The following is a 24,465-nucleotide window of genomic DNA, read 5'->3' on the forward strand; positions in this document are numbered from 1 at the left end:
CATTACAATCCATTATGAGATGTGTTACAATGGTATGTATTGTTTCGATAAGGAAATTCTGAAGGGAGTTTATCAGTAAAATGTGGAGTCTTTTTGGTGGTTTATCTCACGATATGGGTATTGACCTTGGCACGGCCAATACGCTCGTCCATGTGAAAGGCAGGGGGATTGTCCTGCGTGAGCCTTCTGTTGTCGCCATAAAGAGTGATACGGGAGACGTCCTGGCCGTCGGCGATGAGGCAAAGCAGATGATCGGCCGCACGCCGGGCAACATCGTCGCCATCCGCCCGATGAAGGACGGTGTCATTGCTGATTTTGATGTGACGCAGGCCATGCTCAAGTATTTCATCCGCAAGGCGATGAACACGAAGTCGTTCGTGCGCCCGCGTGTTGTCGTGGGCGTTCCTTCTGGTGTAACGGAAGTCGAGAAGCGCGCCGTCATCGATGCCGCCCAGCAGGCAGGTGCGCGTGAGGCATACCTCATCGAGGAGCCGATGGCTGCTGCCATCGGTGCCGGCCTGCCAGTCGAAGAGGCGACGGGCAACATGGTCGTCGATATCGGCGGCGGCACGACGGAGATCGCTGTCATCTCGCTCGGCGGCATCGTCACGAGCCGCTCCATCCGCATCGGCGGCGACGAGATGGACTCGGCCATCGTCCAGTACATCAAGCGCATGTACAACCTCATGATCGGCGAACGCACGGCTGAGGAGATCAAGATCAACATCGGCACGGCCATCGTGACGCCGGAGACGGATACCTCGATGGACATCCGCGGCCGTGATCTCGTCAGCGGCCTGCCGAAGACCATCACGATCCAGGCGAAGGAGATCCGCGAGGCACTCGGCGAGCCGATCTACAAGATCGTCGATGCCGTCAAGGCAACGCTCGAGAAGACGCCGCCAGAGCTCGCAGCCGATGTCATGGACCATGGCATCATGATGACGGGCGGCGGCGCACTGCTCAAGAACCTCGACCAGCTGCTCGCACACGAGACGGGCATGCCGGTGCTCGTAGCCGAAGATCCTCTGTCCTGTGTCGGTGAAGGCACGGGCAAATCGCTTGAGAACATCGAACTCCTCAAGCGTGTTGTCATGACCTCGAAGAAGCTGAGACAGTGATGAGTGGAAAATACAGAAGGAATAATAAGAAGGGAACGGGCAAGAAGATCCTGATCCTGATCTTTGTGCTCATCAGCCTCTTCTGCATCATCTTTTTCTCGGCGCGGGGCCGTTTCCAGGCTCCTGTGGCGGAGCAGGCCGTCTCCATCGTGCTCACGCCGTTCCAGCGCGCGATCTCGTGGGTCGGCAGCCAGCTCAATTACGTGACGAGCAACGTCTGGGAGATCGCCACGATGCACGAGCAGAACAAGATGCTGCGCAATGAAGTCGAGCAGCTCCGCATCCAGAACCTCCACGCGAGCGAGTACGATGCGGAGAACCAGCGCCTGCGCGCGCTGCTCGGCTACAAGCAGACGGCGACGCAGTTCGACCTTGTCGCCGCAAGGGTCATCGGCCGCGAGTCGGCCACCTGGTCGAGCGTCATCAAGATCAACCGCGGCACGCGCGACGGCGTTGACGTCGACATGGCCGTCGTGACGGACAAGGGACTCGTCGGGCACGTCATCGAGGCCGGCCCGACTTCCGCAAAGGTCCAGCTTCTGCTCGACCCGCGCTCGTCGGTCGGCACGCTCGTCCAGCGCGCGGATTCCCGCGTCGCTGGCATCGTCGAGGGCGATATGGACAACCCGACCATGCCGCGCATGGTCAATATCCCGAAGACGGCAGATGTTGAGGAGGGCGATGTCGTCGTGACCTCTGGCTTCGGCGGGGTGTACCCGAAGGGGCTCAATGTCGGTACCGTTGCAGAGATGCGCAACGATGAGGGCGGCCTGCTGAAGATTGCCGTGCTCGAGCCGGCTGTCGACTTCCAGAAGCTCGAGGACGTCATGGTCATCACGGCTTCCCGCGAGGCGCCGCCAGAGCCACTTAAGACGCCGCCGCAGACGCCGGGCACGGAGACAGACCCGGCGGCCCAGGCTGCTGAGCAGGCTGCCGCTGCAAATGGCGATGAAGATTCGTCCGATTCTTCCAGCTCGGACGGCTCGAGCAGTTCGGATAGCAGCGCGGACAGCGGAGAGGGGAGCGCACAATGAAGAATGCAGGCGTGACGGCACTCGCCGTCATCATCCTCTACGCGCTCCAGACCTCCCTGCTGCCGCTCATCGCCTATCATGGCGTGACGGCAGACCTCTTGCTGCTCTTCGTCACCTCGACGGCTTTCCTCAAGGGAGCGCGCGTCGGTGCGCTCTCCGGCTTTGCCGTCGGACTCCTGCAGGACCTCGCGAGCGGGACCTTCCTGGGCATGAACGCGTTCACGCGCCTCGTGCTCGGCTTCTGCGTCGGCAAGTTCTCCGACCAGGTATTCAAGGAGCAGTTTTTCCTGCCGGTCGTTGCCTCTTTGGTCGTGACGACGGCGAACTATTTTATTTTGGCGTTACTTATGCTATTATTAGGGTATCGCTTTAATCTGATGGGCCACATGCAGTACACGCTCCTGCCGATGCTCATCTATCAGCTGGTATTCGCTTATCCGGTACACCGTCTGGCCTACGAGCTTGACAAGCGGTACGGGAAGAAAGCATGACAGCAGCCTCTCTGGGGCAGCAGACGTTTTGGCAATGATTAAGGCACCTTGCGGGGTGCCTTTCGTTATGGGAGAGATTCGATTTTGGATAATGATGAAATCAACAGCAGATTACGGACTTTGATGATCATATCGGTCCTGGTCATTGCCGTTCTCATCGGGCGGGCTGCCTACCTGCAGATCTATCAGGGGGAGTACTACGCCGGCCTCGCGGACGGCAACCGCATCCGCATCGTGCCGTCGATGGCACCGCGCGGCACGTTCTACGACCGCAACGGCGAGCTGCTCGTCACGAATCGCCCGGGCTTCTCGGTCTCGCTCCTGCCGCTGACCGCGCCAATCTCGGATGATGTCATCGACCGCCTGTCGGATCTTTTGAAGGTGCCGACAGATGAGATCAAGACGAAGATTGCCGGCCACAGCGGCTTCAACCCCATCCGCATCAAGACGGATGTCACGCCGGACATCGTCTCCATCATCGAGGAGCAAAAGAGCCAGTACCCCGGTGTCGTCATCGAAGTGACGCCAATCCGTGATTACATCCTCAAGCAGGAGGGCGCGCATACCTTCGGCTACGTCAGTGAGATCAACGACACTGAGCTCGAGAAGATGAAGGACGAGGGCTACAAGTCCGGCGACATCATCGGCAAGTTCGGCCTCGAGAAGGTCTACGACAAGGAGCTGCGCGGCGAGAACGGCGGCCAGCAGGTCGAGGTCGACGTGTCGGGCAAGCCTGTGCAGATCCTCGGCCGCAAGGAGCCGATTCCGGGCGATGATCTCGAACTCACGATCGATATCAACCTGCAGCAGGCGGCCGAGAAGGCCGTCGACGAGCAGCTCACGCAGATCGGTGCACACGCAGCGGCGGCCGTCGTCATGAATCCGCAGACCGGCGAGATCCTCGCGATGGTCAGCCGTCCAGCCTTCGACCCGAACCTTTTCGCGCATGGCATCTCGTCGAAGGACTGGAACCAGCTCAACAATAACCCGTACCACCCGATGGACAACAAGACCATCACGGGTGAGTACCCGCCGGGCTCTACCTTCAAGATCGTCACGGGTACGGCTGCCCTGACAGAGGGCGTCGTCACGCCGGACGAGCAGATCTTCGACTCCGGCCATCACTGGATCATCCCGAAGGGCAATGCCGACGGCGAGGCCCTCGGCTGGCTGAACTTCCGCACGGCGCTCGCGCACTCGGATAACGTCTACTTCTACGAGATGGGCAACCGCCTCGGCATCGACCGCCTCGAGAAGTACGCGCGCATGTTCGGCCTTGGCGCAAAGACAGGCATCGACCTGCCGTACGAGGCAACGGGCCTCGTCGCCAACCGCCGCTACAAGGAGAAGAACTTCGATGACGGCGAGTGGTACCTGTCGGAGACCTTCGATGCCGCCATCGGCCAGGGCTTCAACCTCGTGACGCCGCTTCAGGCCGCGATGGTCATGGGCGAGATTGCCGCCGACGGCAAGCGCTACAAGCCGCATGTCGTCAACCGTATCATCGCGCCGGACGGCAGCGTCGTCAAGGACTTCCAGCCGGAGCTCCTGTCGCAGCTCGACGTGCCGGAAGAGGACATCAAGCTCGTCCAGGACGGCCTGCACGACGTCACGAAGTACGGCACGGCAGCTTCGAGCTTCCGCGGCTTCACGGTGGACATCGCCGGCAAGACGGGTACGGCGGAGAACTCGCAGGGCCGCGATCACGGCTGGTTCGTCGCCTATGGCCCGTTCGACAATCCGAATATCGTCGTGGCCGTCATCGTCGAGAACGGCGGCTACGGTTCCCAGTCGGCCGTGCCGATTGGCCGCAAGATCCTCGAGGCAGCCTTTGGCCTCAACCAGGACAGCGGCGATAAGAAGTGATGAGTGGCCGCAGGGCTGCAAGGTCATAAAGGGTCGTAAGGTCATAAGATAGAGAGGAGAATCGGCAGTCATTATGCATGATGAGATTGTGAAGATCAAGGGCGGGAGAAAAGGACTGCAGCTGAGTTTTGCAGAGGGCGCCTCTTTTGATGACATCTGGAAGCACATCGAGCAGAAGCTCGAGTCCGGCTCCGGCTTTTTCCTGCGCGGGACGCTCGTGCTCGTGCCGCGCGAGCGCTTCTTGAAGGAGGAGCTTGCCAGACTCCAGAAGCTCTTCCACGAGCACGGCCTGATCTGCAGGACGATGGGGGCAGAAGATGCAGCGGCAGCTGAGGGAAAGCCTGCCGCTCCGGCCGCTAAGAAGCAGAAGACTGCTTCGCCTGCGGCCCGCAAGAAGGACCCGCAGGTGCAGGAGATGGTCGTGGTCAACCGCACGCTGCGCGGCGGCCAGGAGATCCGCACGGCGAGCTCAGTGCTCGTCTGCGGCAACGTCAATCCCGGCGCGCAGATCATCGCGGGCGGCAGCATCGACATCCGAGGCACCTGCCGCGGCCTCGTCCACGCCGGTGCCTCGGGTGATACGGACTCCTTCATCATCGCCGATCACCTGATGCCGACGCAGATCCGCATCGCGAACCTCATCGCGCGCTCGCCGGACCACATGGAGATGACGGAGCGCGCCGAGCGCGCTTCGATAAAAGATGGGCAGATTGTCATCGAACCGATAGAAAGGTAGGAATAAGGGGTATGAGCAAAGTTTATGTAATCACTTCGGGCAAGGGCGGTGTCGGCAAGACGACGACGACGGCAAATCTCGGCGTCGGCCTCGCCATGCGCGGCAAGAAGGTCGTTCTCGTCGACACGGATACGGGCCTTCGCAATCTCGATCTGCTCCTCGGCCTCGAGAACCGTATCATGTACGACCTCATCGACGTCGCAGAGGGCCGCGTTCCCTACAAGAAGGCCCTCGTGCGCCACAAGAAGTACGAGACCCTCTTCCTACTGCCGACCTCGCAGGTCAAGGACAAGACGAGCGTCAACCCAGAGCAGCTCGTCAAGCTCTGCGAGGACCTGCGCAAGGAGTTCGACTACATCCTCATCGACTGCCCCGCTGGCATCGAGCAGGGCTTCAAGACGGCCATCGCCGCCGCTGACACGGCCATCGTCGTGACAATGCCAGAGATCTCGGCCGTCCGCGATGCCGACAAGATCATCGGCGAGCTCTCGCGCGCCGAGAAAGAGGACATCAAGCTCATCGTCAACCGCATCCGCCCGCAGATGGTCGAGAGCGGCGACATGCTCGACATGAACGACATCAACGACATCCTCTCGATCGACTGCATCGGCCAGGTGCCGGACGACGAGATGGTCGTCACGAGCACCAACAAGGGCGAGCCGTGCATCACGATGGAGCACTCGCTGGCCGGTCAGGCTTACCGCAACATCGTCGGACGCATCTGCGGCGAGGATATTCCGTTCATGGAATTCCCGAAAGAGGGCTTCTTCCAGAGGCTCAAGCGCCGCGTGTTTGGAGCATAAGGGGGGACAGGCATGCTGGATTTGGTCAAGAAGATTTTTGGCAAGAAAGAGAGATCGGGGCAGATCGCGCATGACCGCCTCAAGGTCGTGCTGATCCATGACCGCGCCAATGTCTCGCCGGAAGTCATGGACAATCTCAAGAATGACATCATCAAGGTCATCTCGAATTACATGGACATCAATCAGAAGGATATGGATATCTCGCTCGAGAACGACGACAACTCCGTCGCGCTCGTCGCGAATATCCCGGTCAACTGCATGAAGCACGACGCGGGAAAGAAGTGAGAAGACGTACGGAATGATGAACAAACGTTATCTGCGTCGAACGGACTACATCCTCATTGCTGCGACGGCGGCCATCATCATCATGAGCCTCGTCATCATCGGCAGTGCGACGCACATCAATACACCGAGTGAGGAGCGCTACTGGTTCGTCCAGCGTCAGGGCATCTTTGCGCTCGTAAACGTCGCCCTGGCGGCCTTCCTCATGAATTTTGACTACAAGGTCCTGCAGGGATACGGCAACAAGCTCTACGTGTTCAACCTCATCCTGCTCGTGGCCGTCATGCTCGTCGGCCAGTCGGCACTCGGCGCCCAGCGCTGGATCACGATCGGTCCAATCAGCATCCAGCCGTCGGAGTTCTCGAAGCTCATCATGATCATCTCGATCGCGACGATGCTCGACGATAAGATCGGTCACCTCAATACGATACGCGACCTCGTGCCCGTCGCGGCCTATGTCGGCGTGCCGTTCCTCTTGGTCTTGAAGCAGCCGGACCTTGGCACTTCGCTCGTCTTCATGGCCATCTTCTTCGGCATGGTCTACATCGCCGGCATCAACAAGAAGCTGCTCCTCGGCATCTTCGCCGCAGGCATCGCGGCGTTCCCGCTGTTCTGGCACTTCCTCAAGGATTACCAGAAGATGCGCCTGACGGTCTTCATGAACCCGAACGTCGACCCACTGGGCTCGGGCTATCACATCATCCAGTCCAAGATTGCCATCGGTTCGGGCATGCTCTTCGGCAAAGGACTCTTTGGCGGCACGCAGAGCCAGCTGAACTTCCTGCCGGAGAACCACACCGACTTCATCTTCGCCGTCGTCGGCGAGGAACTCGGCTTCGTCGGCGTGACGTTCCTGCTGCTCCTCTACCTCATCGTGCTCTGGCGCGGTGTCGTGACGGCGCGCGACGCGGGCGACACGTTCGGCCGCCTGCTGGCCACGGGCATCACTTCGATGCTGGCCTTCCATGTGCTCGTCAACGTCGGCATGACGATGGGCATCATGCCGGTCACCGGCATCCCGCTCCCGCTCATGAGCTATGGTGTCAGCTCGCTGACGACGAACATCATGTCGATCGCCATCCTGCTCAACATCGAGCGGCGCAAACAAAAACTAGTCTTTTAGATGGGCCAGAGGGCCCAGCCTTCCCTGTTTCGGTCCCGAGAGAGGGGAGGCTTTTTTTGAGATACGGAGGAAATCAACCAATGGTACGACTCGAACACGAAGTGCTGCAGTCCGTCCTGAAGCCAGCGCGCTACACGGGCGGCGAGTGGAATGCCGTTATCAAGGACCATGCAGCGGTCGACTGCACCTGGGCGCTGGCCCTGCCGGATGTCTACGAGGTCGGCATGAGCAACCTCGGCCTCGCCATCCTGTACGAAGTGCTCAACCGCCGGCAGGATATCGCGGCGGAGCGCGTCTACGCGCCCTGGACAGACATGGAGGAGGAGATGCGCAAGCGCAAGATGCCGCTCTTCTCGCTCGAGACGAAGACGGAGATCGCCTCCTTTGACTTCGTCGGCTTCTCGTTGCAGTACGAGATGATCTACACGAACGTGCTCAACATGCTCGACCTCGCCGGCATCCCGCTCTATGCGAAGGACCGCGGTGAAGACATGCCATTCATCGTCGGCGGCGGTCCATGCGTCTACAACGTCGAGCCAGTGGCCGACTTCTTCGACTTCTTCATCGTCGGCGAGGGCGAAGAGGCCATCGTCGAGGTGTCGGACGCCTTCATGGCTTGGGATAAGGCAGGCCGACCGGGCGGCCGCAAGGGCTTCCTGCGGCGCCTGCTCTCGGCCGATGGCATCTATGTGCCGTCGTTCTACGAGCCAGAGTACGACGAAGAAGGCAACTACAAGGACCTGCGCCCGCTCGCGGAAGCGGCCAAGCCCGTCATCTACAAGCGCGTCATCCGCGACATGGATGACGCCATCTCGGTCGAGCATCCCATCGTGCCCTACATGGACATCGTGCACAACCGCATCATGCTCGAGCTCTTCCGCGGCTGCTCGCGCGGCTGCCGCTTCTGCCAGGCTGGCATCTGCTACCGCCCGGCCCGCGAGCGCACGGAGGAGAACTTGCGCAAGATGGCCCGCGGCCTCGTCGATGCGACGGGCTACGACGAGATGAGCCTGACCTCGCTGTCGTCGGCCGACTACTCCTGCCTCGGCCGACTCGTCGACGACCTCATGGCGGACTTCCGCGACGAGAAGGTCAGCTTCTCGCTGCCGTCCCTGCGCATTGACAGCTTCTCCATCGACCTCGCCCACAAGATGCAGCAGGTGAGGAAGTCCGGCCTGACGTTCGCGCCGGAGGCGGGCACGCAGCGCCTGCGCGACGTCATCAACAAGGGCGTGACGGAGGAGAACCTCATGAAGGCCTGCGGCGCCGCGTTCCGACAGGGCTGGAAGCAGGTCAAGCTCTACTTCATGATGGGCCTGCCGACGGAGACGGACGAAGACGTCATCGGCATCGCCGAGCTCGCCAAGAAGGTCGTCGACCTCTACACCAAGATCAAGGGTAAGCGCGGCTGCAAGGTCACGATCTCCGTCGCCTGCTTCGTGCCGAAGCCCTACACGCCGTTCCAGTGGTTCGGCCAGCTGCCCATCGAGGAGTTCCAGCGCCGCCAGCAGTTGCTCAAGGAGCACATCACGGACCGCGCCATCACCTTCAACTACCACGATGCGCGCCTCTCCGTCATCGAGGGCGTCTTCGCGCGCGGCGACCGCCGCCTCGCGAAGGTGCTCCATCAGGCATGGCAGGACGGCGCGAAGTTCGACGGCTGGTCGGACCTCTACCGCGATGACGTCTGGCACGAAGCGTTCCGCAAGTGCGGCGTCGACATGGGCTACTACAACCTGCGCACGCGCAACTTCAATGAGCCGCTGCCGTGGATCATCACCTCGCCGGGCGTCAACCAGGAGTTCCTGCTGCGCGAGTGGCACCACGCGATGAACGCGAGCCTGACCGAGGACTGCCGCCGCGGCCGCTGCACGGCCTGCGGCATCTGCCCGAACCTCGGCGTACACGTCATCGACTACAAGAAGCAGGAAGACGCGCGCCTTGAGTCAGAGCAGGAAAAGGCAGTTGTCGAGAAACAGCAAACAGCGGAGACGACGCCTGCACCGGCAAACGACCCGAAAGGCCCCGGCCGCCCGCGCACGCTCTACGCTTGGCGCGCCGAGATCACGAAGGGCGAGGAGCTTCGCTACGTCTCGCATCTCGACTACGCGAACCTCTTCCTGCGCGCCTTCGACCGCGCCAAGCTGCCGATGGCCTATTCGGAGGGCTTCAACCCGCACATGAAGGTGGCCTTTGCCTCGGCCCTCTCGCTCGGCGTCACGAGCGCCTCGGAGTACATGGACTTCGAGCTCACGAAGCCGCTGTGCCAGCCGGAGATCTTCGACCGCCTGCAGAAGGAACTGCCGCCGGGCGCGAAGCTCCTGAAGCTCCGCGAGATCAAGGGCAAGCACAAGGCCCTGATGTCGGAGGCCGACGAGGCCATCTACAAGCTGCGCGTGCCATTTGCGGGCACGGAGGCCGAAGCGCAGAGGAGCATCGACGCCTACAACAAGGCGGGCGAGGCCGTCTGGCACCGCGTGACGCCCAAGAAGACGCGCGACATCGAGACGAAGCAGTACATGAAGAAGCCCGTCGCCTTTGCCGTAGCGGACGGCGAGCTCCGACTGACGATGGACATCGTCATCACGCAGTCGGGCAGCGTCAAGCCGCTCGAAGTCCTCGCGCTGATTGCCAAGGACTTCGGTCTCGCCGTGAATCCGGCCGAGGCCCTCATTGAGCGTCAAGGCATTTTCGGCAATGGCAAGAAGCTTATCGACCTTGTCTGAGCAAAGAGCGGATATCGTATAGATTGGAGTGAGGTGACGTCATGAAATCGATCATCGTGAACATGGTGCCGGAGGAGACCTGCATGGCCCTGCTCGAAGACGGCGAGCTGCAGGCGGTGGAGATGGAGCGTTCCTCGCATTCGCATCTCGTCGGCAACATCTACAAGGGGCGCGTGCAGAATGTCCTGCCGGGCATGCAGGCCGCCTTTGTCGACATCGGCACCGGCAAGAATGCCTTCCTGTACATCGGCGACGGCCTGCCGCATGAGACCATCGAGTCCATGCCGCAGAACGCGCGCATCCACATCGGGCAGAGCCTGCCCATCCAGATTGTCAAGGACGCCATCGGCACGAAGGGGCCGCGTGCGACGATGCACATCTCCCTGCCAGGGCGCAATGTTGTCCTGATGCCGACGGCCGCCTACATCGGCATGTCGCGCCGCATCGAGGATGAGGGGGAGCGCGCGCGGCTGCACGCGATTGCCGAGCGCATCTGTCCGAAGGGCATGGGTCTTATCATCCGCACGGTCGCCGCTGGCCAGAGCGAGCAGAGCCTCGCCGCCGACGTGCGCTACCTCGTGCGGCTCTGGGAGTCCATTCTCGCGCGCTACAAGATGAGGACGAAGGGCTCCGCGCTGCTCTACCGCGATGCCGACCTTATCATCCGCCTCGTGCGCGACCGCTTCACAGCGGACATCGACGAGCTCGTTATCGACAACGAGGAGGCGTATCAGCGCGTGCGCAGCCTCGTCGAGGCCAACTCGCCGGAGCTCGTCGACCGCATCCGCTTCTATGAGGCAAAGACGCCGATCTTCAAGGCGTACCACATCGAAGAGGAGATCGAGAAGCTCGGCGCACGCGAGGTCGAACTCAAGTCCGGCGGCTTCCTCGTCATAGACAAGACCGAGGCGCTGACCGTCATCGATGTCAACACGGGCAAGTACGTCGGCAAGACGAACCTCGGCGACACCGTCTACCAGACGAACCTTGAGGCCGCCGCCGAGATTCTCAAGCAGATCCGGCTGCGCGACATCGGCGGCATCATCATCGTCGACTTCATCGACATGGAGAAAGAGTCGCAGAAGGAAGAGCTGCTCACCTACATGCGCGAGCAGGTCAAGCATGACCGCACGAAGACGAACATCGTTGACATCACGAGCCTCGGCCTCGTCGAGATTACGCGCAAGAAGACGCGCCAGAACATCGACAGCATCGTCTACAGCGAGTGCCCCATCTGCCACGGCCGCGGCCGCATCGAGTCGCCGGAGACCGTTGCCATCCGCATCAGCCGCGACATCCGCCGCATGGAGCGCAAGTCCCACGCGCGCGAGGGCTACGAGATCGAAGTCCACGAGACCGTCGCCGAAGAGCTGCGTGCCAACCAGCTCATGATGAACCTCGCCGCCGAGTTCGGCACCGACATCAAAGTCACCGTCAAGCCAGGCATGCATCCCGAGAACTACACCATCCTGCAGCAGAGCTGAGTGCAATAAAGTCCCTGCAAGCACCATTTTCACCGAAATGGCGCCTGCAGGGACTTTTTGTTATGCTTATTTTCCGAAATCATGGACAAGTGGCATAAATTGTCTTGCCGGGGGGGGACATTTGTAGTATGATATTCTTTAGCAGGACTTAATTAAAATGTAAGTGCAGTTTAAGTCGTTGCCGCTTAAAGTGTAGAGTTCTATTACTATTATGGGGAAACCTAAAGAAAGGGCGATTCGCATGAATCAAAGAACAAAGGCCATGATGGCTGTCGCTGTGGGATTGGGGATGTCGGTATCCGCTGCCTTCTCGGCATCGGCCAGCGCAGCTCCTGTCATGGATGTCTCCTCGGTCTCGATTGAGGGCAATCAGCACTGGAGCGAGGGCATGATCCGCCGCATGGTGCCGTCTCTGAACAAGTCGCAGATTGATGTTTCGGAATTATCCAGAGAACTGCAACTCGTCAATGACACGAATGCAGCAAAGCTCGATGCGGATTTCCAGCGCCAGACGGATGGCACGTACCATCTGCTCCTGTCCGTCAAGGAGCAGAAGGCCGAGCACGTGTCGGTCAACGTCAACAACTCCGGCGATGACTACACGGGCGACTGGCGCATGAGCACGTCGTACACGAATGCGAACCTGACGGGCCGTGCCGATGCACTCGGCGTCGCCTACGTTACGTCGCCGGGCCATTGGGATGACGTCAAGCAGGCCGCTGTCGTCTACCGCGCCCTGCTGCCGCAGCACGGTGACAGCGCCTACTTCACTTACAGCTATTCGGATGTCGACCTCGGCCAGATCGCGAACTTCGGCGGCCTCGGCATCAGCGCGACGGGCCGCGGCCACACGGTCGGTGCGCACTACCAGCACAACTTCAAGTACACGCAGGCGCGCAAGAACTTCATGGATGTCGGCCTCGACTATAAGCACTACAACAACGCACAGGACTACCGCTATGCGGGCCAGAACCTGCTGCACGACGGTGTGGACTTCGAGGTCACGACGGCTTCGGCATCGTATGTCGACATCCTGCGCCGCAATCATGACTTCCTCGCCTGGAGCCTCGGCTACACGGGCAACATCAACGGCAATCAGGACAAGTTCAACGAATACCGCTATGGCAGCGACAAGCAGTTCAACCTGATCAAGGCCAGCTTCAACTACCAGTACCGCGTGCCGTCCGACTGGATTTTCGGCCTGCGCATGAACGGCCAGTACACGAAGGACAACGTCGTGACGACGGAGCAGATCGGTGCGGGCGGCATGACGAGCATCCGCGGCTTCAAGGAGCGCGTTGCGAGCGCCGACAAGGGCTACGTCGGCAGCTTCGAGATCTACACGCCAGAATTCGCGAAGCACCAGCGCTTCGTGCTGTTCAACGACTTCGGCCGCCTCGTCAACAACAACAGCTACAACGGCGAGCTGACGAGCGAGAACCTCGCCAGCTATGGCCTCGGCTACAACTACTACGACAAGGACAACGGCTGGTTCGGCACGCTGAGCTATGCCAAAATCTACGACGACCTCGACAGCTACCAGAGCCATGCCCATCGCCCATGGCAGGTCAGCTTGACGAAACAGTTCTAAGGGGGAGTGAACAACATGAAGTGGAGTTTCAATCATAAATCGAGAAAAGCTTTCCTGACCGCAGCCATCTGCCTGGCCCTTTCGCAGAGCGTCTTCGCCATGCCGACGGGCGGCAAGGTCGTGGACGGCACAGTCACGGGCATTCTCGATAATGGCACGGTTGCCAATGGCACCATCAACGTCAACAGCAATGCCCTGATTGACTGGACGGCATTCAACATCGCCAAGGGTGAGACCCTGAATTTCAAATTCAATCAGGATTACCTCAATGTCATCAACCACGTCACCGGCTCTGAGATGTCAAAGCTGCTCGGCACGCTGAACGCAAAGAATGGTAACGTCTACCTGATCAACCCGAACGGCATCCTCGTCGGTAGCAGTGCGCGCATCGATGCAGGCTCCCTCATCCTGTCGACGCTGAATGCTACCGATGACCAGCTGAAAAGTGCCCTAAACGGTGGCCTTACGAACCTTGATTTGACAAGCAAAGCTGGCAGCAAGGACATCACCATCGAGAACGGCGCGAACATCCAGGTAGGCCCCTTCCTCGGCCTGCTCGGCAACAAGGTCCAGATTGCAGATAATGTCACGATCAGTGATGCACCATACGATAGCAATATAAACAAGACGAACGTAGTCATTGCAGCAGCGAATGAAGCAAGACTGGGGCAGTCAGACCATAATGTAGCAGATATTGCTTCTGTAACGACAGCGCAAGGAAACACGGTTGATATCGGCGCTGCTAAATTCAATATCAATAATGAGTACACGGATACCTACATCTTGGGCAATGATATCAACATGAAGGGGACGGCCTTGAATATCAAGTCAGGGAATCTGGAAAAATCAAGCACTTCGTTGGATATCATAGCTGCGAATAGCTATAAATTGAGTGATGAAAACCCCGAAAACGTTGAGCTCGGAATCGATCAAGGCAATCATCTTGATCTCAACGGTGTGACGGCTACAGCAGATTATATGCATGTAATCGGCGGCCAGACCGCCATCAATCAGTCTGACTTGACGCTGACGAAGACGACGGATGAAGTCACGGAAGGCAATATCATGCCTTACATGAAAGTCGCTGCCTTGAATGGTAAGGATATTATTCTCAACGATCATGAGGACGTTCCACAGAACATAGCGAATACCGATGGGGCAAAACTGAGCATCAAGGATTCCAACCTGACCTCGAACGAGAACATCGCGCTCTGGGGCGGTTCGGTCGAACTGACGAATGCGGCCCTCAAGACGCTCAAAGAGACGAATGAGAAGGACAACAATATCGATATTGATGCATTCAAGAGCTTTGATGATAAGGGAGCAACGACGGATTCGTTCAATACGGTCAAGGTCACGGGCGGCAGCCTGGAGTCCGGCGGTGATATCAGTGTACAGGGATCCAGCATAGCAGTACAGGGAGCAAAACTTGCGCTTGATGGCGTCAAAGACGTGAACTCTAAAGAAAAAGAAGATAAGGGAATCTTCCTTATGGCAGGCAAGCAGTTTACCTTTACGGATGACGATGAATACCTGGAGAATAACACGGATGCCAACGCTATCTCCGTCAAGAATACGACGATGAGCACGAATGATGCCATCGCCCTCATCGGCGGCAAAGTCGATGTGACGGATGGCTCGAACTTGACGGCCGGTGATCTGGAAGTCGTCGCAGGCAGCAGCTACAAGAATGAAGGCAATACCATCGCGGGTACGGATACGACGAATCTTACCGTCAGCGATTCGACAATTCATCCGAATGAGGACTTAACGCTTGTCGGCTCCAACATCAACCTCGCCAATACGAAACTCGAAGTAGGCACGCCGACGGATAAAACGTATGGCTCGAATGGCGTCGTCCGCATCGCAGCAGCCAAGAATGTGACGCTGTACGACGAAAATGGCAAGGGGGTTGGCATTGAGTCTGCCAACAATACGGGAAATCTCTCCCTGAATAATGTGACGATGAACGCCCTCGGCGAAGTTGATGCCTATGGCAAGACAATTGACATTCAGGATTCCAAGCTTACTGGCAATAACCTGATAGCATTCCAGGCGGGCAATAGCATTGGAGATGATGTTAATAGCACGGCAGATAATACCATCAACCTTTCGAATACGACAGTGGATACGAATGATGCCGGTCTTGCGCTTATCGGTGGCAAGGTCAATGTGACAGATGGCTCGAATCTGTCGGCGGGAGACCTTGAGATCACTGCAGGCAGTGCTTATACAGATGATGGCGATACCATCAAAGGCACAGATGCGACGAACATTTCCGTGAACGATTCAACCATTCATGCCAATCGGGATGTCAAACTCACGGGCTCCAATATTGACCTCACGAAGACGAAAATCGATGCGGGCACAGCCGACGCCGCTAACAATGTTGGAAATGGTGTCGTTCGTATGGTAGCTGGCAAAAATGTAACTCTGGTCACGAAGGATGAAAATGGTCATTCTGAAGGCGAAAAAGACTTTAATGAAAAGAATAGTGTCGTTTTCCTCAAAGAGGTAAGCAATACCGGTAATCTCAAGATGGATGGCGTCACCGTTACAGCTCAGGGCAACGTCACGGCTTACGGCAAAAATATTACGGTCAAAGCGTCTGATTTGAAGACGCAGAATGCCAGCGACAAAGAAAATGATTTGTCGTTGAATGCCCTGAATCATCATGAGAGCAAAGACGGCTCAGATGATACTTGGGAAGCTGCCAAGGATAATACCTTGACGGTTACCGACTCGAAGCTGACAAATAACGATATGGTGGAGCTAGTTGGTGGCAATGTGTCACTGGACAAGGCAGAGATTACGGCGAGAGATGCTTCTGTGGCTGCTCGTTCCGGTTATAAATCTGTCAAGGTAGATGAAAATAATGATACGGTAGCGATTCGCCATGATGCCGTAGATGGTATGAATGTCTCCATCAAGGATTCTAAGATTACGAGTCAATCTGGTTTGGGTATTACAGGCCATGATGTGACGATTGATGGTAAGACGAACCTTTCGGCAAAGGATTTCTTAGCTGTTGGTACGGGCTTAGCTGTTACGACAGACTTTAAGAACAAGACGGTTACAGCTGATGGTAAGGCTGTCAAAGTCAGCAAAGATACGACATTTGAGTCGGCGAATAAAGTCGTAAAGCCGGGAACAGAAGTGATTGATAATACGAAGCCGACTAAGCCGACGGACCCGACGAAGCCGACAGACCCGACTAAGCCAACCGACCCGACGAAGCCAACCGACCCGACTAAGCCAACCGACCCGACGAAGCCGACGGACCCGACGAAGCCGACAGACCCGACGAAGCCGACAGACCCGACGAAGCCGACTGACCCGACGAAGCCGACCAATCCGGACAAGCCGATTGTGACGCCGGACCCGAAGCCTGCCGTTGATGTCAAGAAGAACATCGAGCAGGGCAAGCAGGACATGACGAAGGCCATTGCCGACAACAAGGACAATGCCTCGGCAGCTGTCAAGCAGCAGGCTGAGAAGCTCAGCGACAGCAAGATGACGGATGCGGAGAAGGCTGCACAGGTCAAGGGCTATGCAGAGGCCATCGAGGACAGCCAGGCAAGTGCTGAGGAGAAACAGGCACTCGTCAAGGATACGGTCAAGAGCTTTGAGCCGACTCAGCAGTCGAGCATCGAGGCCCAGAACAAGCAGGATGAATCTGCGCAGAACAGCAATGCCCAGACGGTCATCCCCGACGTGACGGTCAAGACTGTCGCCCCGGCAGCGCATGAAGGTGCTGCTGCTACGGTTACGGTCGACGGCACGGTCGTCAACGAGTAATCCCGACTGAAAAAATACAGAAAAAGAGCTATGGCATAGCCATGGCTCTTTTTGATTGCGCTTTGCCTGGAATTGCGTAAAATGCTTATTTTATCTCATAAAAGATATATTCTTTATTGACGTGGATATGACAAGTCAGTATAATGGAACAAGATGGATTCGACGAATAGCATAGGAGGCTGATGGATTTGTATCCAATGAAATTACAGGCACCGCTCAAGGATTACATCTGGGGCGGCACGAAGCTCAAGACGGATTACGGCAAGAAGACGGACCTCGAGAAGGTCTCGGAGTCGTGGGAGCTCGCCTGCCACAAGGATGGCATGAGCATCATCGAGAATGGCCCGGAGGCGGGCCGCACGCTCAAGTCGTACCTCGATGAGGCGGGCCCTGCCGTCCTCGGCGAGCACGCGAAGAAGTTCCCGTACTTCCCGCTGCTAATCAAGCTCATCGATGCCAAGGACAACCTCTCGGTGCAGGTCCATCCGGACAACGACTACGCGATGCGTGTCGAGGGCGAATACGGCAAGACGGAGATGTGGTACATCGTCGACTGTGAGCCGGGCGCCACGCTGATCTACGGCTTCAAGCACGCCATCTCGAAAGAAGAATTCGAACAGCGCATTGCCGATAACACCTTGCTCGAGGTCTGCAATCAGGTGCCGGTCCACAAGGGCGACGTCTTTTTCATTGCCTCGGGTACGCTGCACGCCATCGGCAAGGGCATCATCATCTGTGAGATCCAGCAGAACTCCAATACGACGTACCGCGTCTACGATTACGGCCGCGTCGGCAAGGATGGCAAGCCGCGCGAGCTCCACGTCAAGAAGGCCATCGACGTCACAAAGCTCGAGCCGGTCAAGGAGCGCCCGCATCTCGATGCGACAATCGACATCTTCGAGGGCACGGCCGCGCGCCTGCTCGCATCCTGCGAGTACTTCACGGTCTACGAGCTCGACGTCGACGGCACGAGCCATCTGACGGCTGGTGAGGATTCGTTCCAGAGCTTCACGGTGCTCGACGGCAGCGTGAAGCTGCAGGCCGGCGATGCGGAGCTGACCTTCAAGAAGGGGGAGACTTCTTTCCTGCCTGCTGGCCTCGGTGCCTACACGCTGATGGGCAAGGCACGCCTGGTCCTCAGCAAGATATAAAATAGGATTCGCTTTTGGGACACTTTTTCCGCAGTGAAAAGGTGTCTTTTATATAATTTGTTATAAATACAAAAGATATATTTTATAGTTGACACTAGTTAGATACTTTATTATAATAATAAATACGATAAAACAGAAAAAATGTTTATTGAGAGGATGTTGAGTATGGCAATTCTAGCTTTTGACGTCGGTGGCAGCAGCGTGAAGTACGCTGTCATGCAGGAAGATGGAACGGTTGAGGATAAAGGCTCGTTCAAGACGCCATCTGACCTCGAGGGATTCTACGAGGGGCTCAGGCAGACGAAGGCGAAGCTCGAAAAGGGGCATGCTTTCAGCGGCGCAGCCTTCTCCATGCCCGGTGCAGTGGACGATGCCCGTGGCGTCATCGGTGGTTCGAGCGCTATCCCGTACATCCATGACTTTGACATCAAGTCAGCGTTGGCAGATGTGCTCGGATTGCCCGTCGCGATGGAGAACGATGCGAACTGCGCGGCGCTCGGCGAGACTTGGATCGGCATCGCCAAGGACTGCAAGGATGTCGCGTTTTTCGTCATCGGCAGTGGCGTCGGCGGCGCCATCGTCAAGGATGGCCGCGTTCACCACGGCGCGCATCTCCACGGCGGTGAATTCGGCTACATGGTCGGCGACGATGGTGCCACAATCCTCAGCACCGCTGGCTCGACAGAGAATATCGCGCGTCTCTGCGAGCGACTGAAAGGTCTTCCAGACCACAGCCTCGATGGGCGCAAGGTCTTTGCACTGGCCGGAGAGGGTGATGCGGAGGCGGCAAAGGCCGTCAAGCAGATGATAGAGTCTCTGGCACGCGCCATCTACAACATCCAGTACTCGTACGACCCGGAATGCTTCGTCATCGGCGGCGGCATCAGTGCCCGCGAGGACTTCGTTCCTGCCATCCAGGAAGCAATCGATGCGATCTTGGAGCGCGTTAAGGTCGCCAGAATCCGCCCCGACGTCCGCACGGCTGAGTTCGGCAACGATGCGAACCTCATCGGTGCGGTGCGCCACTTCCTGCAGACGAAATGACCTTAGGGGGGTGGATGTCCCATAGCGGCTCCTCATTTTGAGGGGCCGCTGTTTTATATCTTTTTCTTGATAAAATAATAAATATGTTATATAATAAAAAGAAAAAGATATGATTTACTGTAGAGGAATATGTGTTATGGTAAAATACCAGGAAATAGCAAATGAGTTGCGCAATCAGATTCAGGAGGGTGTCTATAAGGCAGGGGAACAGCTTGCGTTGGAGCGCGAGATGTGTGAGCAGTACGGCGTCAGCCGCATCACGATCAAGAAGGCTGTCGACCAGCTCGTCAAGGAAGGCCTCGTCGTCAAGCGGCGCGGCTCGGGTACCTTCGTCAAGAGCCTCGCGAACGAGGACGTCCACGACATCAGCATGGCCAATCAGTTTTCGGGCTTCTCGAAGGTGTTCGAGGGGCATAAGGTCTCGACGAAGGTCGTGCGCTTCGACATCATCCACCCGACGGCGGAGGTCGCGGAGAAGCTCAACATCACGACGGATGATTTCGTCTATGACATCGTGCGCCTGCGCCAGGTGGACGGCAGCCCGGTCGTCATCGAGTACACGAACATGCCGATTGAGCTGATCCCGGGCATCAAGCGCGAGGTGCTTGAGAAGTCGATCTACCGCTACATCGAAGAGCAGCTCCACTTCAAGATCCAGTCGGCGCATCGCTTCATCCGCGCCCTGCTGCCGACGCCCGAGGAGGAGGAACTGCTGCAGATCGAGCACGGCACGATGCCAATCCTCGAGGTCGAGCAGGTTGCTTTCCTCGACGATGGGCGTGCTTTCGAATATGCCAAGGCGCATCATCGCGGCGACAAGCAGGTATTTCGTGTCGTGAGCATCCGCTGATGCAAGAAAACCTCAGATCTATGGATCTGAGGTCTTCTTGTTTATCGTCATTGTGATGCTGATGTGTCAGCCTGTCCGGTGCCGTCGTCATCCGTATCCTCTTCGGGGATAGCGAGGTAGTCGCGGATGGCCGCAATCTCATCGGCGATGAAGAGGGCGGGCGGCGATTCGCGGATCATGACGGCCTGCAGCATGTGGCTCTGTTCTTCCTGGTCATCGGTGCTGAGGTTGGCCGGGTCGGCTGCCGCGCGCGTCAGAGCAATCGCGCGGTGCTGCGCGTCAGCGTAGGCATGTGCCTTGCGCACGAGCTCGATGGACTGGTCGTAGCAGAAGTCGTTGAGCGCAAGTGGCGGCGTGCGCCCCGCGATGCGCGTGTCGAGTGCCTGGCTGTCCTTCTCGAGCTGCGCGAGGCGCAGGTAGGCCGTCTGGATGCTGATGATGTCGGCTTTGAAGTCCGCGAGTATCTTATGGTAGCGCTGCCAGTTGCGGTCGAGGTCCTCGAGGTCTTTCTGGTAGTCTGTATACCAGACGGCGAAGACCTGCTGCTGCTGCTGGCGTTCTTCGCGGACTTCCTGGCTGACGACCGCATCGCTATTGCGGTGCGGTGCGGGCCAGAGGAAGAAGACGATGGCGCTGGCCGCGCAGAGCACGAGGAAGAAGGCGAAGAAGACCTTGCGGCTTGGGATGTAGCGGTAGAGCAGGGCGAGCAGCACGACTGCGACGGCCGCCCCTATGTAGATGAGCATGTTCCCACCTCCGGAAATTCATGTTTTGATCTTATACTATCTCATATATAATGCTATTCTAGCAAATGCGTGCTGGAAAGACAATGGCGCAGTCTTGCAGGGGACGGGGGAACGCGCTATACTGAGGTCATTGAGGTCATTCATTAAGGATGTGATAGTTTGAAACAAAAGTTTTGGAAAAATTTCTGGCATCTGTTCCGCGGATACTGGAATTCAGAAGAGAAGTGGAAGGCGAGGGGGCTCTTGGCCTTCGTCATCGGTCTGAACTTCGCGTCGGTCTACCTGCTCGTCCGCCTCAACAGCTGGTACAACGTCTTCTACAATGCCCTGCAACAGTATCAGGCGGAGTCGTTCTGGCCACTCATCGGTGAGTTCACGGGGCTGGCCTTCCTCTACATCATCCTCGCGGTCTACGCGATCTACCTGCGCCAGATGCTCCAGATCAAATGGCGGACCTGGATGACGAACCGCTATCTCGACGGCTGGATGAAGGACCAGGTCTACTACCGCCTGCAGGTCTTGCGCAGCGATACGGATAACCCGGACCAGCGAATCAGCGAGGACATTAACCAGTTCATCTCGCTGACGCTGCAGCTGCTCATCGGCATCCTCAAGCAGATCACGACGCTCGGCGCTTTCGGCGTCGTACTCTGGAATCTCTCGGGTGCTTTCACCGTGCCAATCGGCGGCCATGAGTTCGTCATTTACGGCTACATGTTCTGGTTCTCGCTGCTCTACTCAGTGCTCGGCACGATTGGCGTCCACTTCGTCGGCCGCAAACTCATCGGACTCAACTTCGATCAGCAGCGCTACGAAGCCGATTTCCGTTTCAACATGATGCGTGTGCGCGAGAACAGCGAGAGCATCGCCTTCTATCGCGGTGAGCAGCCGGAGTCCGTTGGCTTTGCCGAGCGCTTCGCGAAGGTCATCAAGAATTACTGGCAGCTCATGCGCCGGACGAAGATCCTGAACTTCTACGTCAATGGCTACGGCCAGTTGGCCATCATCGTGCCGCTCGTCATGGCGGCGCCGCAGTACTTCGCCGGCACCATGACGCTCGGCGGCCTCATGCAGACGTCGTCGGCCTTCGGCCGCGTGCAGGATGCGCTGTCGTACTTCGTCTCGGTCTACGACACGATCGCACAGCTCGCTGCAGTTATCCGCCGTCTCTCGGGCTTCACGGCCCATATGGAGGGTGCGTCCGACATCAAGAGCGAGGTCGTGCGCGAAAAGGCCGCTGACGATGCCCTCGTCGTGCGCGACTTCGATGTCAAGCTGCCCGACGGCCGCGTGCTGCTCTCGGACTGCAACCTGACCATCAAAGAAGGCGAGCGCCTCTTGATCACGGGCGCTTCCGGCTGCGGCAAGAGCACGCTCTTGCGCACCTTAGCGGGCATCTGGCCGTACGGCAGCGGCGAGATCGAGATCCCGGAGAAGAGCCGCATCCTCTTCCTGCCGCAGCGCCCGTACCTGCCACTCGGCAGCCTGCGCCGCGCGCTCTACTACCCGCTGAGCGCTTCGGGCCCTGAGGAGAACCTCAAGGATGTCCTGCGCAAGGTCGGCCTTGCGGACTTCATTCCGCGTCTCGACGACATCGACGACTGGAGCCGCATCCTCTCGCTCGGCGAGCAGCAGCGCCTGGCCTTTGCCCGCGTCCTGCTCGTCAAGCCGGACTGGGTCTTCCTCGACGAGGCGACCTCGGCTCTCGACGAGCCGCGCGAGCAGGAGATGTACGAGCTCATGCGCAGGGAACTGCCGCATACCGGCATCATCAGTGTCGGCCACCGCTCGACGCTCTTTAGCCAGCACGAAGAAGAACTCCACCTCACAGGCGACGGCAGCTGGCAGTGCCGTCCGGTCACGGTATGATGCTTTTGACCTGTTGAATCATATCGTTTCTTTATCGGTCAAGTCATTTCGACTTGACCGATTTTTTGTTTTTAGTTGCTTTATTATAAATAATGATAATAATTTACACAGCAAAAGATAAATAAAACATCAATTTAATTACAAAACACAAATAAATACAGAATAAAACATAAAAAAGAAGATTTTTATGTTGACTTTTGTGCGGTGAAGCGCTATGATAATACTGCAAGAACAAAGAATATCAAATAAAAACAAAGAATTTACTACAGATATCACGCATGTGATGGATTCGGAAGGGATGGGAAAATGGCAGAAATAACGTACTATCTAGCCGTCGATATCGGCGCGTCGAGCGGCCGCCACATTCTCGGCTGGATGGATAAGGGGAAGATCCGCATGGAGGAGATCTACCGCTTCGAGAATAAGCTGGAGAAGCGCAATGGCCATCTGTGCTGGAATCTCGATCATCTTTTCCATGAGGTCGTGGAGGGCCTGCGCAAGTGCAAGGAGCTCGACCGCATCCCCGAGAGTGTCGGCATCGACACCTGGGGCGTTGACTTCGTCCTGCTCGATGCCAACGGCAATGTGCTCGGCAATACCGTCGCCTATCGCGACGGCCGCACGAAGGGCATGGATGAAGAGGTCTACAAGGTGATTTCGGAATCGGAGCTCTACGGGCGCAACGGCATCCAGAAGCAGCTATTCAATTCCATCTATCAGCTGATGGCCATCAAGAAGGAGGCGCCGCAGCTTTTGGCGCGTGCCGACCGCTTCCTGATGATTCCGGAATACCTCAACTACCGCCTGACGGGCGTGGCGATGAACGAGTACACGAATGCGACGACGACGCAGCTCGTCAACGCCAAGACGCAGGACTGGGATTTCGAGCTCATGGAGATGTTGGACCTGCCGACGAAGATCTTCGGTGAGCTCAATATGCCGAAGACAGTCGTTGGACCGCTTTCAAGTGAGATGGCTGCACGCGTCGGCTTCCAGACGACGGTGGTCCTGCCCGCGACGCACGATACGGGCTCGGCCGTCATGGCGGTGCCGACGAATTCGGATGACAGCATTTACCTGAGCTCCGGGACGTGGTCGCTCATGGGCATCGAGCGGCTGATCCCGGACTGCACGGAACTGAGCCGCAAGCACAACTTCACGAATGAAGGCGGCTACCATCACCGCTACCGCTACCTCAAAAACATCATGGGCATGTGGATGATGCAGAATATCCGCCGCGAGTTCAAGCACAAGTACACGTTCGAAGAGCTCTATGAACTGGCCTATATCGGCCGTTACTTCACCTCGACGGTCGATGTCAATGATGATATGTTCCTCGCACCGGAGAGCATGATCAAGGCCCTGCAGGCTTACTGCGAGCAGACCGGGCAGGAGAAGCCGGAAACGGAATGCGAACTGCTCTACTGCGTCTACCGCAGCCTGGCGAAGTGCTACGCGAAGACGGTCGCTGAGATCGAGACGGTCACAGGCCGCAAGTATGACACCATCCATGTGGTCGGCGGCGGTTGTCAGGATAAGTTCCTCGACCGCCTGCTTGTCGAGGTGACAGGCAAGGATGTCTATGCCGGCCCGATCGAGGCGACAGCAATCGGTAACATCATGGCGCAGATGCTGCGTGATCACGTCTTTGAAGACCTCAAAGAAGCGCGCCAGGTCGTCGCGAAATCGTTCGATGTCAAGCGCATTGCCAGCGAGCGTGAATGATATATATCTACGATATTCAGAATAA

18 protein-coding genes are annotated in these 24,465 nt (G+C 57.7%); 17 read left to right on the forward strand and 1 reads right to left on the reverse strand.

Annotation, left to right across the window (positions count from 1 at the left end; genetic code table 11):
- Positions 1-80: 80 nt before the first annotated feature.
- The 15 genes from MITSMUL_RS08155 (at position 81) to MITSMUL_RS08225 (ending at position 20,100) form a co-directional block, all read left to right on the forward strand.
- Positions 81-1,121: a rod shape-determining protein gene (locus MITSMUL_RS08155; RefSeq protein WP_036373789.1), complete on the forward strand. Its 1,041-nt coding sequence runs from the start codon at positions 81-83 to the stop codon at positions 1,119-1,121.
- Positions 1,121-2,155: a rod shape-determining protein MreC gene (mreC, locus tag MITSMUL_RS08160; protein WP_005841664.1), complete on the forward strand. Its 1,035-nt coding sequence runs from the start codon at positions 1,121-1,123 to the stop codon at positions 2,153-2,155. The genes MITSMUL_RS08155 and mreC overlap by 1 nt, the downstream gene beginning before the upstream one ends.
- Positions 2,152-2,646 (forward strand): rod shape-determining protein MreD, encoded by a 495-nt coding sequence (gene mreD / locus MITSMUL_RS08165; RefSeq protein WP_005841665.1) that lies wholly within the window; start codon positions 2,152-2,154, stop codon positions 2,644-2,646. Before mreC ends, mreD begins: the two co-directional genes overlap by 4 nt.
- Positions 2,647-2,727: 81 nt before the next feature.
- On the forward strand, positions 2,728-4,512 hold the full coding sequence (gene mrdA, locus MITSMUL_RS08170) for a penicillin-binding protein 2 (RefSeq protein WP_040636314.1): 1,785 nt from the start codon (positions 2,728-2,730) through the stop codon (positions 4,510-4,512).
- A gap of 73 nt (positions 4,513-4,585) precedes the next feature.
- Positions 4,586-5,248, forward strand: a complete 663-nt coding sequence (gene minC / locus MITSMUL_RS08175) for a septum site-determining protein MinC (protein WP_005841668.1) — start codon at positions 4,586-4,588, stop codon at positions 5,246-5,248.
- 11 nt (positions 5,249-5,259) lie between these two features.
- On the forward strand, positions 5,260-6,051 hold the full coding sequence (minD, locus tag MITSMUL_RS08180; protein ID WP_005841670.1) for a septum site-determining protein MinD: 792 nt from the start codon (positions 5,260-5,262) through the stop codon (positions 6,049-6,051).
- Between the two features lie 12 nt (positions 6,052-6,063).
- Entirely contained in the window at positions 6,064-6,336 is a 273-nt protein-coding gene (gene minE, locus MITSMUL_RS08185; RefSeq protein WP_005841671.1) for a cell division topological specificity factor MinE, read from the forward strand.
- A 13-nt stretch (positions 6,337-6,349) separates the two neighbouring features.
- Positions 6,350-7,456, forward strand: a complete 1,107-nt coding sequence (gene rodA / locus MITSMUL_RS08190; RefSeq protein ID WP_005841673.1) for a rod shape-determining protein RodA — start codon at positions 6,350-6,352, stop codon at positions 7,454-7,456.
- An 80-nt stretch (positions 7,457-7,536) separates the two neighbouring features.
- A complete protein-coding gene (locus MITSMUL_RS08195; protein WP_005841676.1) occupies positions 7,537-10,182 on the forward strand; it encodes a TIGR03960 family B12-binding radical SAM protein in 2,646 nt (881 codons plus the stop codon).
- A gap of 41 nt (positions 10,183-10,223) precedes the next feature.
- Positions 10,224-11,666: an Rne/Rng family ribonuclease gene (locus MITSMUL_RS08200; RefSeq protein WP_005841678.1), complete on the forward strand. Its 1,443-nt coding sequence runs from the start codon at positions 10,224-10,226 to the stop codon at positions 11,664-11,666.
- A gap of 241 nt (positions 11,667-11,907) precedes the next feature.
- Positions 11,908-13,257, forward strand: coding sequence for a ShlB/FhaC/HecB family hemolysin secretion/activation protein (locus MITSMUL_RS08205; protein ID WP_244944585.1), 1,350 nt, complete (start codon positions 11,908-11,910; stop codon positions 13,255-13,257).
- 15 nt (positions 13,258-13,272) lie between these two features.
- Positions 13,273-17,055 (forward strand): two-partner secretion domain-containing protein, encoded by a 3,783-nt coding sequence (locus MITSMUL_RS08210; protein ID WP_005841682.1) that lies wholly within the window; start codon positions 13,273-13,275, stop codon positions 17,053-17,055.
- A 197-nt stretch (positions 17,056-17,252) separates the two neighbouring features.
- Positions 17,253-18,206: a type I phosphomannose isomerase catalytic subunit gene (locus MITSMUL_RS08215; protein ID WP_147653031.1), complete on the forward strand. Its 954-nt coding sequence runs from the start codon at positions 17,253-17,255 to the stop codon at positions 18,204-18,206.
- 165 nt (positions 18,207-18,371) lie between these two features.
- Positions 18,372-19,250, forward strand: a complete 879-nt coding sequence (locus MITSMUL_RS08220) for an ROK family protein (protein ID WP_040636073.1) — start codon at positions 18,372-18,374, stop codon at positions 19,248-19,250.
- A gap of 136 nt (positions 19,251-19,386) precedes the next feature.
- Positions 19,387-20,100 (forward strand): GntR family transcriptional regulator, encoded by a 714-nt coding sequence (locus MITSMUL_RS08225; protein ID WP_005841689.1) that lies wholly within the window; start codon positions 19,387-19,389, stop codon positions 20,098-20,100.
- A 47-nt stretch (positions 20,101-20,147) separates the two neighbouring features.
- Here the strand turns inward: MITSMUL_RS08225 and MITSMUL_RS08230 are convergent, their stop codons facing one another.
- A complete protein-coding gene (locus MITSMUL_RS08230; RefSeq protein ID WP_005841690.1) occupies positions 20,148-20,846 on the reverse strand; it encodes a hypothetical protein in 699 nt (232 codons plus the stop codon).
- Between the two features lie 159 nt (positions 20,847-21,005).
- On the opposite strand from MITSMUL_RS08230, the gene MITSMUL_RS08235 reads away from it, so the two are divergent.
- Both MITSMUL_RS08235 and rhaB read left to right on the forward strand, forming a co-directional pair.
- On the forward strand, positions 21,006-22,715 hold the full coding sequence (locus MITSMUL_RS08235) for an ABC transporter ATP-binding protein/permease (protein WP_005841692.1): 1,710 nt from the start codon (positions 21,006-21,008) through the stop codon (positions 22,713-22,715).
- Between the two features lie 306 nt (positions 22,716-23,021).
- On the forward strand, positions 23,022-24,440 hold the full coding sequence (gene rhaB / locus MITSMUL_RS08240) for a rhamnulokinase (RefSeq protein ID WP_005841694.1): 1,419 nt from the start codon (positions 23,022-23,024) through the stop codon (positions 24,438-24,440).
- The last annotated feature ends 25 nt before the right edge of the window (positions 24,441-24,465 follow it).

Origin of the sequence: Mitsuokella multacida DSM 20544, assembly GCF_000155955.1 — a bacterium.
Lineage (GTDB): Bacteria > Bacillota > Negativicutes > Selenomonadales > Selenomonadaceae > Mitsuokella > Mitsuokella multacida.

Coding starts and splice junctions, on each gene's coding strand:
- MITSMUL_RS08155 (WP_036373789.1), top strand. CDS start 81: ATGTGGAGTCTTTTTGGTGGTTTATCTCACGATATGGGTATTGACCTT.
- mreC (WP_005841664.1), top strand. CDS start 1,121: ATGAGTGGAAAATACAGAAGGAATAATAAGAAGGGAACGGGCAAGAAG.
- mreD (WP_005841665.1), top strand. CDS start 2,152: ATGAAGAATGCAGGCGTGACGGCACTCGCCGTCATCATCCTCTACGCG.
- minC (WP_005841668.1), top strand. CDS start 4,586: ATGCATGATGAGATTGTGAAGATCAAGGGCGGGAGAAAAGGACTGCAG.
- minD (WP_005841670.1), top strand. CDS start 5,260: ATGAGCAAAGTTTATGTAATCACTTCGGGCAAGGGCGGTGTCGGCAAG.
- minE (WP_005841671.1), top strand. CDS start 6,064: ATGCTGGATTTGGTCAAGAAGATTTTTGGCAAGAAAGAGAGATCGGGG.
- rodA (WP_005841673.1), top strand. CDS start 6,350: ATGATGAACAAACGTTATCTGCGTCGAACGGACTACATCCTCATTGCT.
- MITSMUL_RS08195 (WP_005841676.1), top strand. CDS start 7,537: ATGGTACGACTCGAACACGAAGTGCTGCAGTCCGTCCTGAAGCCAGCG.
- MITSMUL_RS08200 (WP_005841678.1), top strand. CDS start 10,224: ATGAAATCGATCATCGTGAACATGGTGCCGGAGGAGACCTGCATGGCC.
- MITSMUL_RS08205 (WP_244944585.1), top strand. CDS start 11,908: ATGAATCAAAGAACAAAGGCCATGATGGCTGTCGCTGTGGGATTGGGG.
- MITSMUL_RS08210 (WP_005841682.1), top strand. CDS start 13,273: ATGAAGTGGAGTTTCAATCATAAATCGAGAAAAGCTTTCCTGACCGCA.
- MITSMUL_RS08215 (WP_147653031.1), top strand. CDS start 17,253: ATGAAATTACAGGCACCGCTCAAGGATTACATCTGGGGCGGCACGAAG.
- MITSMUL_RS08220 (WP_040636073.1), top strand. CDS start 18,372: ATGGCAATTCTAGCTTTTGACGTCGGTGGCAGCAGCGTGAAGTACGCT.
- MITSMUL_RS08225 (WP_005841689.1), top strand. CDS start 19,387: ATGGTAAAATACCAGGAAATAGCAAATGAGTTGCGCAATCAGATTCAG.
- MITSMUL_RS08230 (WP_005841690.1), bottom strand. CDS start 20,846: ATGCTCATCTACATAGGGGCGGCCGTCGCAGTCGTGCTGCTCGCCCTG.
- rhaB (WP_005841694.1), top strand. CDS start 23,022: ATGGCAGAAATAACGTACTATCTAGCCGTCGATATCGGCGCGTCGAGC.